15 protein-coding genes and 1 riboswitch are annotated in these 13,422 nt (G+C 63.2%); of the genes, 3 read left to right on the top strand and 12 right to left on the bottom strand.

Annotated features, from left to right (window positions below; genetic code table 11):
* Positions 1-3: 3 nt before the first annotated feature.
* Entirely contained in the window at positions 4-330 is a 327-nt protein-coding gene (uraH, locus tag Q4G24_RS02075) for a hydroxyisourate hydrolase (RefSeq protein ID WP_303364844.1), read from the bottom strand.
* A gap of 99 nt (positions 331-429) precedes the next feature.
* Between uraH and puuE the strand changes: the two genes are divergently transcribed.
* The 3 genes from puuE to dgt are packed head-to-tail and all read left to right on the top strand — an operon-like array spanning position 430 to position 3,649.
* Complete coding sequence (gene puuE, locus Q4G24_RS02070; protein ID WP_303364843.1) at positions 430-1,845, top strand: allantoinase PuuE; 1,416 nt, start codon at positions 430-432, stop codon at positions 1,843-1,845.
* The gene (locus Q4G24_RS02065) at positions 1,842-2,333 is read left to right on the top strand and encodes an ureidoglycolate lyase (protein WP_303364842.1); all 492 of its coding nucleotides are present in this window, start codon (positions 1,842-1,844) and stop codon (positions 2,331-2,333) included. The genes puuE and Q4G24_RS02065 overlap by 4 nt, the downstream gene beginning before the upstream one ends.
* The gene (gene dgt / locus Q4G24_RS02060) at positions 2,333-3,649 is read left to right on the top strand and encodes a dGTP triphosphohydrolase (protein ID WP_303364841.1); all 1,317 of its coding nucleotides are present in this window, start codon (positions 2,333-2,335) and stop codon (positions 3,647-3,649) included. The genes Q4G24_RS02065 and dgt overlap by 1 nt, the downstream gene beginning before the upstream one ends.
* A gap of 44 nt (positions 3,650-3,693) precedes the next feature.
* Here the strand turns inward: dgt and Q4G24_RS02055 are convergent, their stop codons facing one another.
* From Q4G24_RS02055 to Q4G24_RS02005, 11 genes are all read right to left on the bottom strand, one after another.
* Positions 3,694-3,918: a hypothetical protein gene (locus Q4G24_RS02055; RefSeq protein WP_303364840.1), complete on the bottom strand. Its 225-nt coding sequence runs from the start codon at positions 3,916-3,918 to the stop codon at positions 3,694-3,696.
* Positions 3,919-3,978: 60 nt separating this feature from the next.
* Positions 3,979-4,344, bottom strand: a complete 366-nt coding sequence (locus tag Q4G24_RS02050; RefSeq protein WP_303364839.1) for a hypothetical protein — start codon at positions 4,342-4,344, stop codon at positions 3,979-3,981.
* 323 nt (positions 4,345-4,667) lie between these two features.
* The gene (locus Q4G24_RS02045) at positions 4,668-4,979 is read right to left on the bottom strand and encodes a S24 family peptidase (RefSeq protein ID WP_303364838.1); all 312 of its coding nucleotides are present in this window, start codon (positions 4,977-4,979) and stop codon (positions 4,668-4,670) included.
* Between the two features lie 170 nt (positions 4,980-5,149).
* Positions 5,150-5,956 carry a copper resistance protein NlpE gene (locus Q4G24_RS02040; RefSeq protein ID WP_303364837.1) on the bottom strand — a complete coding sequence of 269 codons (807 nt, stop codon included), beginning with the start codon at positions 5,954-5,956 and terminating at the stop codon, positions 5,150-5,152.
* A 93-nt stretch (positions 5,957-6,049) separates the two neighbouring features.
* A complete protein-coding gene (locus tag Q4G24_RS02035) occupies positions 6,050-7,381 on the bottom strand; it encodes an FAD-binding oxidoreductase (RefSeq protein WP_303364836.1) in 1,332 nt (443 codons plus the stop codon).
* 66 nt (positions 7,382-7,447) lie between these two features.
* The gene (locus Q4G24_RS02030) at positions 7,448-8,224 is read right to left on the bottom strand and encodes a MetQ/NlpA family ABC transporter substrate-binding protein (protein WP_303364835.1); all 777 of its coding nucleotides are present in this window, start codon (positions 8,222-8,224) and stop codon (positions 7,448-7,450) included.
* Between the two features lie 29 nt (positions 8,225-8,253).
* Positions 8,254-8,928 carry a methionine ABC transporter permease gene (locus Q4G24_RS02025; RefSeq protein WP_303364834.1) on the bottom strand — a complete coding sequence of 225 codons (675 nt, stop codon included), beginning with the start codon at positions 8,926-8,928 and terminating at the stop codon, positions 8,254-8,256.
* Positions 8,918-9,952, bottom strand: a complete 1,035-nt coding sequence (locus tag Q4G24_RS02020) for a methionine ABC transporter ATP-binding protein (protein WP_303364833.1) — start codon at positions 9,950-9,952, stop codon at positions 8,918-8,920. The genes Q4G24_RS02025 and Q4G24_RS02020 overlap by 11 nt, the downstream gene beginning before the upstream one ends.
* Before the next feature lie 142 nt (positions 9,953-10,094).
* Positions 10,095-10,781 (bottom strand): ATP-binding cassette domain-containing protein, encoded by a 687-nt coding sequence (locus Q4G24_RS02015; RefSeq protein WP_303364832.1) that lies wholly within the window; start codon positions 10,779-10,781, stop codon positions 10,095-10,097.
* Complete coding sequence (locus Q4G24_RS02010) at positions 10,774-12,315, bottom strand: thiamine/thiamine pyrophosphate ABC transporter permease ThiP (protein ID WP_303364831.1); 1,542 nt, start codon at positions 12,313-12,315, stop codon at positions 10,774-10,776. The genes Q4G24_RS02015 and Q4G24_RS02010 overlap by 8 nt, the downstream gene beginning before the upstream one ends.
* The gene (locus Q4G24_RS02005; RefSeq protein ID WP_303364830.1) at positions 12,291-13,265 is read right to left on the bottom strand and encodes a thiamine ABC transporter substrate binding subunit; all 975 of its coding nucleotides are present in this window, start codon (positions 13,263-13,265) and stop codon (positions 12,291-12,293) included. The genes Q4G24_RS02010 and Q4G24_RS02005 overlap by 25 nt, the downstream gene beginning before the upstream one ends.
* A 24-nt stretch (positions 13,266-13,289) precedes the next feature.
* Positions 13,290-13,385, bottom strand: a riboswitch (TPP riboswitch).
* Positions 13,386-13,422: the final 37 nt, after the last annotated feature.

The following is a 13,422-nucleotide window of genomic DNA, read 5'->3' as shown; positions in this document are numbered from 1 at the left end:
ACGTCAGCTTCCGCGATAGGTCGAAAAGCCAAAGGGCGACAGCAGCAGCGGCACATGGTAATGATCGTCCTGCGTCATGCGAAAGCGGATCGGCACCACGTCCAGAAAATCACGGCTGCCGATATAATCACCGGCGTGAAAGACCAGCTCATATTCGCCGGTCGCAAATGCGGTTTCCGGCAGGATCGGGCCATCGGTGCGGCCATCGGCATTCGTCACCACCTCGGCAAGCCGGTCGCGGCTGGTGCCCAGCCGGAACAGCTCGATCCGCAGCCCCGCCGCCGGGACGCCCCGCGCCGTATCCAGAACATGCGTGGTCAGATAGCCCATCGCTTCCCCCGTATTGTTTTCTTTAGCCTATCGGCTTTATCCGGCCTTGCAACCCGATAGCGATTCCGCCGAAATGCCCGCAAGCAAAGGAGATCCGCCATGAATCGTTACAGCCGTGATATGCGGGGCTATGGTCCCAACCCGCCGGATGCGCAATGGCCGGGCGAGGCGAAAATCGCCGTGCAATTCGTCCTGAACTATGAAGAAGGCGGCGAAAACAGCATCCTGCACGGAGATGCGGCATCCGAGGCATTCCTGTCTGACATCGCGGGCGCGGCGCAATGGCCGGGGCAACGGCATTGGAACATGGAATCCATCTATGAATATGGCGCTCGCGCCGGGTTCTGGCGGCTGCACCGGCTGTTCACCGGGGCGCAGATTCCGGTGACGATTTACGGCGTGGCGACCGCTTTGGCCCGCAGCCCGGAGCAGGTCGCGGCGATGAAATCCGCCGGTTGGGAAATCGCGTCGCACGGGCTGAAATGGGTCGAACACAAAGACATGCCCGAGGCCGAGGAACGCGCCGCCATCGCTGAGGCCATCCGCCTGCACACCGAAGTCGTGGGCGAGGCCCCGCGCGGCTGGTATACCGGCCGGTGCAGCGTCAACACCGTGCGACTGACCGCTGAAACGGGCGCTTTCGACTATATTTCCGACACTTACGATGACGACCTGCCCTATTGGCTGCGCGTGGGCGACCGCGACCAGTTGGTGATCCCCTATACGCTGGAAGCCAATGACATGCGCTTTGCCACCGCGCCGGGCTATATCACCGGCGAGCAGTTCTTTCAGTATTTGCGTGATGCCTTTGACGTGCTTTATGCCGAAGGCGTGGCGGGCGCACCCAAGATGCTCAGCATAGGTCTGCATTGCCGCTTGATCGGACGACCCGGCAAGATTGCAGGGCTGAAACGGTTTATCGACTATATTCAGGGGTTTGAGGGCGTCTGGACCCCGCGCCGCATCGACATCGCCCGGCATTGGGCGGCAACGCACCCGCCCGCGCCGCAGGACCGGCCCAGCCAGATGGACCGCGCCAGTTTCGTGGCCCGGTTTGGCAGCGTATTCGAACATTCGCCCTGGGTTGCCGAACGCGCCTTTGATCTGGAGCTTGGCCCTGCCCATGATTGCGCCACGGGCCTTCATAACGCGCTGGCCCGCGTGTTCCGGTCTGCAAGCCCGGATGAACGGCTTGGCGTGTTGCAGGCGCATCCCGACCTTGCCGGAAAGCTGGCCGCCGCCCGCCGCCTGACCCCGGAATCGACGGCAGAACAGGCCAGCGCCGGGCTTGACGCGCTGACCGATGCGGAACGCGACCGCTTCACCGCGCTGAACGCGGACTATACGGCGCGGTTCGGCTTTCCCTTTATCATCGCCGTGCGCGACCATGACAAAGCCGGGATTCTGGCCGCGTTTGAACGCCGCCTGACCCACGACCGCGACACCGAACTGGCCGAGGCCGCGCGTCAGGTCGAACGCATCGCCGCGCTGCGGCTGGCGGATATGCTGCCATGATCCGCACGGAACCCCTGACCGCCGCCGCTTTCGCCCCCTTTGGCGAGGTGCTGGAGATCACCGGCGACCCCGACAAGATCATCAATCAGGGCAAATGCGGCCGCTTCCATGACCGCGCGGTGCTGGATTTCGGCGGCGATCAGGGCGGCGGCCGTGCCGCGATCAGCCTGTTTCACGCCGAAATCCGCAGCCTGCCCTATGCGCTGGATCTGGTCGAGCGGCACCCTCTGGGCAGTCAGGCTTTCATCCCCATGTCGCAAAGCCGGTTTCTGGTCACGGTCGCCCCCGATCAGGACGGCCAGCCCGGCCCGGTCCGCGCTTTCATCGCCGCGCCGGGGCAAGGTATCAACCTGCACCGCAACGTCTGGCATGGGGTGCTGTGCCCGCTGGATGGTTCAGGCATTTACGCGGTGGTGGACCGCGTGGGCGAAGGGGACAATTTGCAGGAACATTGGTTTGAAACGCCGCTGATCGTGGGGGCCGCATGATGGATTGGGGCCGCCTGCTATCAGACGAACGCTTCGGCGCCCGCGACCGTCGCCCGGAACCGGGCCGTTCGCATTTCGTGCAGGACCACGACCGGATCGTGTTTTCCGCGCCCTTCCGGCGGCTGGCGAACAAGACTCAGGTGCAACCGCTCTATGAAAACGACCATGTGCATCACCGGCTGATCCACTCGGTCGAGGTCAGCAGCGTGGGCCGCTCGCTGGCCATGGGGATCGGGCAATGGCTGGTCGAAAACGACCATATCCCCCGCGACCGGGTGCATGATCTGGCCAATATCGTGCAGGCCGCCTGCGTGGCGCATGACATCGGCAACCCGCCCTTTGGCCATTCCGGCGAGGCCGCGATGGGCGAATGGTTCACCGAAGGCTTTGACCACGGCAAGGGTCTGCTGGATGATCTGCCGAAAAAATTGCGCCCGCAATTCACCGCTTTCGAGGGCAACGCGCAGGGGTTCCGCATCCTCACCCGGCTGGAAATGTATCGCGGCACAGGCGGGATGCAGCTTGCCAAGGCGACGCTTGGGGCTTTTACCAAATACCCGGTCACGGCGGCGGACCGGCTGGCGCTGAAGGGCGCAGGATTCAAGAAATACGGCATTTTCCAGTCCGACCGCGACGCTTTTGCCAATGTGGCCGAAACCCTGGGCCTACCCGAGCGCAGCAAACGCAAGGCCCGCGTCTGGGGCCGTCACCCGCTGGTCTATGTGATGGAGGCCGCCGATGACATCACCTATAACATCGTTGACCTTGAGGACGCCTTCACCACCGCCGAACTGCCCTATGAAACCACGCGCGACCTGCTGTTCCGGTTGATCGGCAAAGAGGTTCGCCCTGCCCCCGAGGCGACCAACGCGGAACATATCGCCCATCTGCGCGCCCGCAGCATCGGCGCGGGGGTGGCGGCCTGCGTGGATGCTTTTGCCACGCATTACGCGGCGATCATGGCCGGGACGTTTACCGGCGATCTGGTCAGCGCCAGCACCCTTTCAGATGTGTTCAGGGACATCAAAACCCTGTCGCGCGACCAGATCTTTACCGCCCCGCGCAAGACGGAACTGGAAATCTCGGGGCGGCAGATCATCCGCAACGTCATGTCAGGTATTCTGCCGGTTTATGCCGCACATCTGCGCAAGCCGGGGAATATGCCCACCCATGAAACCCAGCTTGCCCGCGCCCTGTCGCTGGACCTGCGCGACGTGACCGATGCCGAAACCGCGCTGCACGCGCTGGCGGATTTCACATCCGGCATGACCGACCGCTATGCGCTGCGCATATCGCGGATGCTGACGGGGGCATAGGGGTGTTAATTGCATTGGGGCGGCTTGTGCGCCACCCCAACAGATCACCAGCCAAAGCCCCAATATGCAAGGCCGAGGATGATGAGTGACAGGGCGATGGCGGTCATGGCCAATGCCACTGTGCGCTTGACTTCAACATCCTGTCCAGCCCGCGCGGCACTGACCCAGCGTTCGGCCTGTGTGCGGCCACATTTAAGGGTCCGCACGATGTCAGCCGCTGTGCGGCAGTGTTCGTGCGCCATCCAGTCGAGAAAATCTTGCGCTGTCACCTGCCAGCTCCTCTCTTTTCAGGAGGCCCCGGCGACGACCGGGACCGGGCATCCAGATCTTCAGTGGTAGATGATGTTGGCGATCAACGCCACCGCCACAACAATCTGGATCAGCAGAGCGATATCGGGAAGGCTTGTGAGACATAAAAGAAAATGTAATGAAGAGGTTGGCGGGAGCCAGCCCCTTTCTGTTTGGACCAAGTGCTGATGCTGAAAATGATTCTTCCGACCGCGTTCGGTCTTGTTGTGATGTTTCTTACGATCGCCATCATCCCCCGCAGGCTGTTTTTCGCCTTGGGGTTGTCCGACCTGGCCACTGGCGTGATCGTTATAGGACTGGCGGTGGCGCTTGCCTATCTGAGCGCAAGCTGGCTTGATCGAAGGCTCAAGCGGCGCTGACGTGAGGCGAAGGGCGCGGACCAGCATAATCGTTTGCCATCTGCGGCCCTACCTCGTAGGCGCATCTTCATCTTGAACGCCACCGGGAATCAGGGTGTCCCTGCCAGCAATGGCGTCTTCATCGCTGACCTCCTGAACCTGCGAGGCGGGACCATCCCGCCCCCTCTGCACATTCACACAATGCGCTTTTGTTCGGTCAAGGCTTGGCTGGTCCAGCGGTGTTGCACGCAATGTCGATCAGAACGCCACCACGCTGACACGCAGCCATAACGCCGAGAGACCCGAACAGTTGAATGACGCTTAACAGGCGGATCGTCTTATCATATTTTCCGTTCGTTTTGCGCCCTCCGTTATGCTCTGAACGTATATCCCTGCCACGTCACGCGGCCAATGATCTCGACCCGCTCGCCGTCATCGCCTGACAAAACCCGGATGTCATAGGCCGGGTTGTCCGAGTTGATCAGCAGCACATCACCTTGCTTTTGTGGGCGCTTAACCAGCACATCATCCCCAATGCGCAGGGCGTAGATACCCTTGCGGGTCGCGTCGCGGTGTTTGTGATCGACCAGCACCAGTGCGCCATCACGCAGAGTCGGTTCCATACTGTCACCGCGCACCCGCACCAGTGAAGCCGCGCCAGGTGAAATCCCCTCGCGCCGCAACCCGTCGGTGCGGAAGGTCAGATTGCCGATGGCCTCTTAGGTGTGTTGACCGCCCCTGCACCGGTGGCCAGTTGCGCCTCATACATCTGCACCTGAGCATCGGGCGCCCTGTCAATCTCGACTGGCAGGGCGGTGGGAAGGGGCGCGGATTGCGCCCGCGCCCGGATGCATCACCCCGCGTCGCGGGTCAGACGATAGGCTTCGCCCGCAGGGGTGTCGCCTTCGCCCAGCATTTCAAGCTGGCCGGGGGCAACCTGCTTCAGCCGGGTTTCTTCGGGATCATTGCCTTCGGGACGCAGGACGATCACGCCGTCCTGAACATACCAGTCGCCCATATCCTGAAAGGTGCCGTCCGCCTGCTCCTGATAGACCTGCGTGCGGGTGAAGCTGCCGTCATCCATCAGGTTCAGATAGGTTTCGATGCCGGGACAAGAGGCGCAGGGGATCACGCCCTGATAATCGCCGCCCAGCCCAAGCGTGGCCAGATCCTCGCCACCGACATAGCCTTCGGGCGGGGTCTCGCCGCCGGTATCCACCACCGGGACCGGCTGGCCGTCTGCACCCACAGGGGCGGCGGCAATGCCGATGGCCGGGCCGCCGTCACCCTCGACCGCCAGTTGCAGGGTAAAGCTCTGCGGGCCGGGGTGGCTGGCAATGATGCCGCGAGCCATGCCAAGGCGCAGATGGTAAACGTCATTCTGCGGCAGGGTCAGCACGTCGGTTTCCAGCAGCGGCTTATCCACCGGGCTGTAAACATTCAGCGACAGCGGCGCTTTGCTGGACAGATTAACCCGCAACCGCTGGCCCTTGCGGGCGGCAAAGGACAGATCACAGGTCTGATCGCCGGTAATCACGCCGGTGATGGTCTGGAATCCTTCGCCAAGGTCGCCGGGCATGATGCCACAATCGGCGGTTTCGGCATGGGCAACACCGGCACCAAGGGTCAGCGCAAGGGCAGCAGCGGTCAGATATTTCATCGGCTTGTCCGTTGTGAAATGCAGATACAGCCAAAACTCATCCGTCTGCTTTTCGGTTTCATTACAAAACCATCTTGCGGTTGCGACCCTGCGTCAGAACCCGGTCAGGCAGCGGATTTCTGACCCGTCCGAGAACCGGCTGAAGCGAAAATCCGTGGGATCGACGACCGGCGCGGCCCCTGTCACCAGATCGGCCATCAGCCGCCCGGCAGCCGGGCCGATGCCGAAACCGTGGCCGGAAAATCCGGTGGCAATGTAAAAGCCCGGCAGCGCGTCCACACCGGAGATCACCGGAAGCGCGTCCGGCGTGGCGTCAATGGCCCCTGCCCAACGCTGCGCCACACGGGCGCCGGCAAAGACCGGAAAGGCACGACGCAGGTTTTCCATCGCACGATCTTGCAGAGACAGATGCGGTTTCGGGTCCAGAACCCGGCAATATTCAAAGGGCGACGCCTCATCCATGCGCCAGCGGTTCGGGATACGGGCTTCGTCGAAAAAGCGCCAACCGGGCCGGATCAGCAGCGACCGCCATTCATGCCGCAGCGCCGGGATAAAGTCGCGGAAAAAGCGGAAACTGTCCGGCACGATGTCTGCCACGTTCTCATGCCCGTTGGCGACGGTATAGCCGCCGTCGGCGCGTTTGCGGATCGCAAAACCCTCGGTCCAGATCGCCATATCGGGACCACCGGCCACCGGCGTCGTGCGCAGGACCGAGTTGCGGACCTTGAGCTGCGGCAGCCGCAGCCCTTCGTTCCGGGCAAACAGGCTGGACCATGCCCCGCCCGCCAGCACCACCGCACCGCAGGCTATCGGGCCGCGTTCGGTGATAACCCCGGCGATACGGCCAGCCGCCATGTCCACCCCACGCACCGCACATTCGGTCAGGATGCGGGCACCCCGGTCGCGGGCAGCCTCGGCAATGGCGGGGGCGGCAAGCTGCGGCTCGGCGCGGCCATCCATCGCGGTATAAAGCGCACCATGATGCGCCAGATCCATACCGGGGTTCATGGCCGAAAACGCGGACGCGGACAGCATCCGCGTGTCCACATCCAGCCCCTCGACATTCTTCAGCCAGCCGTGATGATGTTCGGCGTCCTTTTCGGTCGCGCAGGCAAAGGCAATCCCTGCGCGGGTATAGCCCAGATTGCGGCCCGTGCGGGCGGCAAGGCCGGGCCAGATACGCAGAGCCTCGGCCATCAGCGCGACCTCGCGCGGGTCGCGGCGGGTGATGCGGACCCAGCCCCAGTTGCGGCTGGATTGCTCATGCCCGATGCCACCCTTTTCGCAAAGCGCCACGCTGACCCCACGTTCGGCCAGTTCCAGCGCGGTCGAGGCCCCAATGATCCCGCCCCCGATCACCACCACATCAACGCGTGCGGGCAGGGTCAGATCACCATGAACGGGGGTGGTAAAGGGGCCGGGCATATCTGTCGTCTTTTATGGAAATGGTGGGCTTAATGAAAATGGCGGGCGCAAGGCCCGCCATTCGTCTTACCAGCTGGTCAGGACCGAGCCTTGATATTTCTCATCAATGAACGCCTTGACCTCGGGGGAATGATACGCCTCCAGCAGCGGCGCGACCCATTCGGCCTCCTGATCGCCCTGTTTCACCACGATGATGTTCACATAGGGGCTGTCGGCCTTTTCCATCGCAATGGCGTCGGTTTTCGGGTTCAGACCCGAGGCCAGCGCGTAATTGGTGTTGATGATTGCAATGTCCACATCAGCCAGCGTGCGCGGCAGTTGCGCGGCGTCCAGCTCCATGAAGCGCAGCTTCTTGGGGTTCTCGGTCACGTCCAGCGGCGAGGGGACCAGCCCGGTGCCATCCGCCAGCTTCAGAACACCAAGGTCTTGCAGCACCAGCAGGGCGCGGCCACCGTTGGTCGGGTCGTTCGGAATGGCGACCTGTGCGCCCTCGGGCAGATCGTCCAGCGATTTGATCTTGCTGGAATAAACCCCCATCGGCGTGGTGATGGTGGTGCCGATCTCGACCAGATCAAAGCCGCGATCCTTCATCTGGTTTTCCAGATAGGGACGGTGCTGAAAGCTGTTGGCATTCAAATCGCCATCCGCCAGCGCCTGATTGGGAATGACGTAATCGGAAAACTCGATCACCTGAATATTCAGGCCCTTTGGCGCCGCGATTTTGGCGACTTCTTCCATGATTTCGCCATGTTCGCCGGGCGAAACACCAACCTTGATGTCCAGCGCCATGGCCGCAGCCGTAGACAGGGCGAGGGCAGAAACAAAAGTAGTCAGACGCAGCATGATATGCTCCTTTTCTGGGGTTTACGCGGTTATTGGCCGCGATTGCGGGGGGCGCGTTTGTCCACGCGACCGGCGATCCACTCACCGGCCGACTGAACAAGCTGCACCAGAACGATCATAATAATGACGACAATCAGCATCACATCAGGCATAAACCGTTGATAGCCATAGCGGATGCCAAGATCACCCAAGCCACCGCCGCCGACTGCGCCGACCATGGCGGAATAGCCGATCAGCGACACCACCGCCAGCGTCAGGCCAAGGGTAATGCCCGGCAGCGCCTCGCGCAGCAGCACCTTGCGGATGATCTGGAACGGCGTTGCCCCCATGGCGCGGGCGGCCTCGATCAAGCCGCTGTCCACCTCGCGGATGGCATTCTCGACCAGCCGCGCAATGAAGGGCGCGGCGGCGATGCTTAACGGCACGATGGCCGCCGTGGTCCCGATGGATGTGCCTGCAACCATGCGGGTAAAGGGGATAATCGCCACCACCAGAATGATGAACGGGATCGAGCGCGCGGCATTGACCACCAGCCCCAGCACCCGGTTCAGCCAAGGCGCGGCCAGCAGTTCGCCCCGCTGCGAGGTGGCCAGAAACACACCCAGCGGCAGGCCAAAAATCGTGCCGATCAGCGCCGAAATCGCCACCATATACAGCGTTTCCAGCGTCGAGTTATACAGCAGGCTGATAAGATTAGCGGACATAGCCAAGCACCTCGGTCAGCAGTTTATGCTGTTCCAGATAGGCCCGCGCCTCATCCCCGCGATCCGCCGGGACCGAGATCAGCAGGTTGCCGAACGGATGCGGGCCGATTTCCTCGATGGCACCGGCAAGGATGTTGACCGGCATCCCCTGCGCCGCCAGTTGCGACAGCATCGGGTCGGTGGCATGGGTGCCGCTGAAGGTCACGCGGATCACCTCTTGCGACGCGCCTGCGGGCCGGGTTGCCACCATCCGCCCGGCGATGAAATCGGGCAGTTTGATCCCGGTCACGCCCGACAGGAAGCTGCGCGTCGTTGCATGTTGCGGGCGCACGAATACGTCATAGGTCGGCCCCGCTTCTACGATCCGGCCGCCGTCGATCACCGCCATATGGCTGGCGATGTCGCGCACGACACCCATTTCATGCGTAATCAGCAGGATGGTCAGCCCCAAATCGCGGTTGATGTCGCGCAGCAGCGCCAGAACCGTCTGCGTGGTCTCCGGGTCAAGGGCCGAAGTTGCCTCATCGGACAGCAGCACCTTTGGGCTGGTCGCCAAAGCCCGGGCGATACCGACGCGCTGTTTCTGGCCGCCGGAAAGCTGCGCCGGATAGCGGTCAGCCAGATCCTGCAAGCCGACGCGGGCAATCAGGTCGGTGACGCGGGCGCGGATCTGGTCGCCCGGTGTGCCTGCGATTTCCAGCGGCAGGGCAATATTGCCGTAAACCGTGCGCGAGGTCAGCAGGTTGAAATGTTGGAAAATCATCCCGACATGGCGGCGGATCGTCCGCAGACTGCTGCCGGTCGCCGTTCCCACATCGGTATCGTCCACCAACACCCGGCCGCTGGTCGGTTTCTCCAGCCCGTTCACCATACGCAGCAGCGTCGATTTTCCCGCACCAGAGCGCCCGATGATCCCGCAAATCGCACCCGGCTGAACATGCAGCGACACATCCGCCAGCGCCACCGCGCCGCCGGGATAGGTCTTGCCGACATTCTCAAAGCTGATGGCCGCGCCCTGGGTCATTTCCGCACCTTGTTTCATCCCGCCTTCAACTGCCCGAAACCGCCGTCTGGCACAAGCGGCGCGGCGCAGAAAAGCAAGCACGTTCCGCCGCGTGGCCCGACCGCGAAAGGATCGTTCCCACAAAAGCGCGCAGCAGAGATTCCTAACCCAGATAGGCGCGTAGTGCGGGCGGCGGGTTGTCCAGCAGCGGCCCGGTCGGCACTGGCGCAGCGGCGTGGCCTTCGCTGATGGTCACGGTCAGCGGCGCGAAACGGCGGGCATCCTCGGGGTCATGCGTGACCATCAGCACCGTAGTGTCCTGCGCGATCTGATCCAGCAGCACCAGCATTTCGGATTTCAACGCCGGACCAAGCGCCGAGAACGGCTCATCCAGCAGCAGGATCGGGCGGCGGCGCAACAGCACTCGTGCCAGCGCCACCCGGCTTTGCTGCCCGCCGGACAATTGTGCGGGCTTGCGATCCGCCATTCCGGCCAGCCCGACCTGCACCAGCGCAGCCTGACAGGCAGCGTGCTGATCCGGGGTCAGGCGCAAATCCGGGCGCAGACCAAGCCCTGTATTTTGTTTTACCGTCAGATGCGGAAACAAGTTCTGGTCCTGAAACAGCGTCGAAATGGGCCTCTGCCCTGGTCGCAGCTGGGTCAGGTCCTGTCCCTGCCAGATCACCTGACCCTGATCCGGGGCCAGATAGCCGCCGATCAGCGCCAGCAGCGTCGATTTTCCCGAACCTGACGGCCCGATCACCGCAACCCTTGCGCCCTGCGGCACGGTCAGATTGGCGTTCAGGCTGAAATCGCCAAGGGTTACAGTCAGATTGCGCAGTTCAAGCATGACGTCCCGCCCGATCGAAAATCCAGAAAATCGCAAAGGCCAACCCGGTCAGCAGCACCGCCGCCGCCATCGCATCCGCCGTCCGGTAATTGCCCATCAGTTGATACATCACCAACGGCAGCGTGGCCTGATCCGGTCCGGCGAACAGCGCGATGACCCCAAGATCACCCATCGCCAGCGCCGCCGACAGCCCTGCCGCAAAACCCAGCGGCGCCCTTAGCCGTGGCAGCACCAGCAGCCGCAATCGCGACCAGCCGCGCAGATCCAGCGATTCGGCCAACCGCCCATAATCGGCATTCAGCGTCGTGACATGCGGCAGCAGCACCCGCAGCGAGAACGGCAACGCCATGGTCGCATTGACCAGAACCGTCACCGGCAGCGCCATCGCGGCAGGCGAGGCGACCCCGCGGAAAATCAGATACAACCCGGTCCCAAGCACCAGTGACGAAACCACCATCGGCAGCATCCCCACGACCTCGATCCAGCGCCGCGCGGGGGCTGCCAGCGCGATAGCCAGCACCAACGCCACCGCCAATGCGGTCGAGGCCAGCGTCATAAGGATAGACCGCCCCGCCGCCAGCCAGACGTGATCGGGCAGTGCCGGCAGGCGCGGCACCCCCTGCGCCAGCACCAGCGCCATCGGCAGGATCAGAAACCCTGCCGCCAATGTGATCACAAACGCATCCGCCAACCGGTGCCAGCCAGCCGGGGTGGGCAGGCTCTGCCGCCGGTCCAGCCCCGCGCCAAAGCCCGATGGCACCGCTACCCGCGCCGCAATCAGCAGCGCCGCCAGGCATAGCCCGACCTGCACCAGCGCCAGCATTGCCGCGCGGCCAAGGTCGAAATCCAGCCGGAACGCCTGATAAATCGCCAGTTCGACCGTGGTGGCACGCGGGCCGCCGCCAAGGGTCAGGGCAATGGCGAAAGAGGTCAGGCAGACCAGAAACACCGCCAGCCAAATGCCCGGCAGGCTGGCCCGCAGCATCGGGCGTTCCAGATGCCGGGCCAAGTCGCGCGGGGTGAAATCCAGCGATTGCGCAAGGCGGATACGCTCGGCCGGGATGGCCTGCCAACCTTGCAGCAGCATCCTGACCGCCAGCGGCAGGTTAAAGAACACATGCGCCAGCACGACACCTTGCCAGCCATAGATCGACACCGGCGGCAGGCCCAGCATCGCCAGCCCGCTGTTCACCACCCCATTGCGGCCAAAAACCGCAATCAGCCCCATGACCGCAACAATCACCGGCAGGATAAACGGCGCACCCAACAGCGTGACCAACAACCCGCGCCCGGCAAAGCGGCGCCGGGCCAGCGCCCGCGCAACGGGAATCGCGCAAAGGGCCGACAGGCTGGCCGACAACGCGGCCTGCCATAGCGTGAACCAGACCGCCCGCCAATCCCACGGCCCCAGCGCCGACAAGCCGCGCGCCTGCCAGACCACCGCCGCCAGCGACCCAAAGATCAGCCCGGCCAGCAGCTGCGCCGCCAGCCGGCCCGGCCAGCCCGCACTCAGCGCGCGAAAGAGGTCAGCCATTCGTCAAGCATCGGGCGGCGCAGCGCCTCGGCTTCGGCCTCACTGAACCACAGCGTTTTTTCCGGGCGCGGCAGATCCTTGAACACCTGCGGCAGATCAGCGTCAGCCAGTTTCGACGGATAAGACCAGTTTGCCTCGGGGATCATCGCCTGAAAATCATGCGACAGCATATAGGCCATAAAGGCATCGGCCAGTTCGGGCTGCTGGCTGCTGGCCATGCGGCCCGCCAGTTCGACGTAAAGATAATGGCCTTCGGGGAAGATCGCGGCGTGCTTGGTCAGGTCGTTTTCCGCCGCGATATGGTAGGCGGGCGAGGTGGTGAAGGACAGCACCATGTCCACCTCCCCGCTGGTGAACATGCCATAGGATTCCGACCAGCCCTTCGTCAGTGTCAGCACATTCGGGGCCAGTTTCGCCCATGCTGCGGGGGCATCATCGCCGTAGATCGAGCGCACCCAGAAAAGTGTTGCCAGCCCCGAAGGCGAGCTGCGCGGATCTTGCAGCACGATTTTCACATCCGATTCCAGCAGCTCCGCAAAGGATGCAGGCGGATTGGGCAACCGGGTTTCGTCATAGACAAAGGCAAGCTCGCTCCAGTCAAAGGGCAGGAACGTGTCGTCGGTCCATTCCACCGGCATGGTCAGCCCCGCCAGATCCTGCCCATGCGGCGCGAACAGCCCGGTGGCGCGGGCGCGGGCGGTGTCATCGGCAAACAGCCCGATGGTGACATCGGCCGTGTGATGCTCACCCTCCAGCAGCAGGCGGGGCATGACCTCTCCGGCGACCCATTTCACGGTGCAATCACAGATTGCCTCGAACCCGGCCTTGACCTTTGGCCCCGGCCCCCAGTCCGACACGAAATAATCCGGCGCATAGACGGTCAGTTCGGGTTTTTCCGCCAGTGCGGGCGTGGCCAGCACCAGAAAAGCGACTGCGTAAAAGGCTTTCATCCTCTCCTCCATTTTTGTGATCACAAAGGAAAGGCGCACCTTCCCTTCGCCGGTCCTAACCGGATCAGGTTCAACGGGTTTGTTTGCACATCTCAGCCAAAGGCACCCCGAGGTCCGGTCAAACTAACCCGTCGCCGCATTTTCGCAAGTGTTTTCC

It is taken from the genome of Paracoccus sp. (in: a-proteobacteria) (genome assembly GCF_030538695.1).
Taxonomy (GTDB): domain Bacteria; phylum Pseudomonadota; class Alphaproteobacteria; order Rhodobacterales; family Rhodobacteraceae; genus Paracoccus.
The sequence above is the reverse complement of the archived record's forward strand: the minus strand, read 5'-3'. Positions and strand labels throughout refer to the sequence as shown.

Coding starts and splice junctions, on each gene's coding strand:
- Q4G24_RS02035 (WP_303364836.1), bottom strand. CDS start 7,381: ATGCCCGGCCCCTTTACCACCCCCGTTCATGGTGATCTGACCCTGCCC.
- Q4G24_RS02030 (WP_303364835.1), bottom strand. CDS start 8,224: ATGCTGCGTCTGACTACTTTTGTTTCTGCCCTCGCCCTGTCTACGGCT.
- puuE (WP_303364843.1), top strand. CDS start 430: ATGAATCGTTACAGCCGTGATATGCGGGGCTATGGTCCCAACCCGCCG.
- uraH (WP_303364844.1), bottom strand. CDS start 330: ATGGGCTATCTGACCACGCATGTTCTGGATACGGCGCGGGGCGTCCCG.
- dgt (WP_303364841.1), top strand. CDS start 2,333: ATGGATTGGGGCCGCCTGCTATCAGACGAACGCTTCGGCGCCCGCGAC.
- Q4G24_RS02015 (WP_303364832.1), bottom strand. CDS start 10,781: ATGCTTGAACTGCGCAATCTGACTGTAACCCTTGGCGATTTCAGCCTG.
- Q4G24_RS02050 (WP_303364839.1), bottom strand. CDS start 4,344: ATGCTGGTCCGCGCCCTTCGCCTCACGTCAGCGCCGCTTGAGCCTTCG.
- Q4G24_RS02040 (WP_303364837.1), bottom strand. CDS start 5,956: ATGAAATATCTGACCGCTGCTGCCCTTGCGCTGACCCTTGGTGCCGGT.
- Q4G24_RS02020 (WP_303364833.1), bottom strand. CDS start 9,952: ATGACCCAGGGCGCGGCCATCAGCTTTGAGAATGTCGGCAAGACCTAT.
- Q4G24_RS02025 (WP_303364834.1), bottom strand. CDS start 8,928: ATGTCCGCTAATCTTATCAGCCTGCTGTATAACTCGACGCTGGAAACG.
- Q4G24_RS02010 (WP_303364831.1), bottom strand. CDS start 12,315: ATGGCTGACCTCTTTCGCGCGCTGAGTGCGGGCTGGCCGGGCCGGCTG.
- Q4G24_RS02005 (WP_303364830.1), bottom strand. CDS start 13,265: ATGAAAGCCTTTTACGCAGTCGCTTTTCTGGTGCTGGCCACGCCCGCA.
- Q4G24_RS02065 (WP_303364842.1), top strand. CDS start 1,842: ATGATCCGCACGGAACCCCTGACCGCCGCCGCTTTCGCCCCCTTTGGC.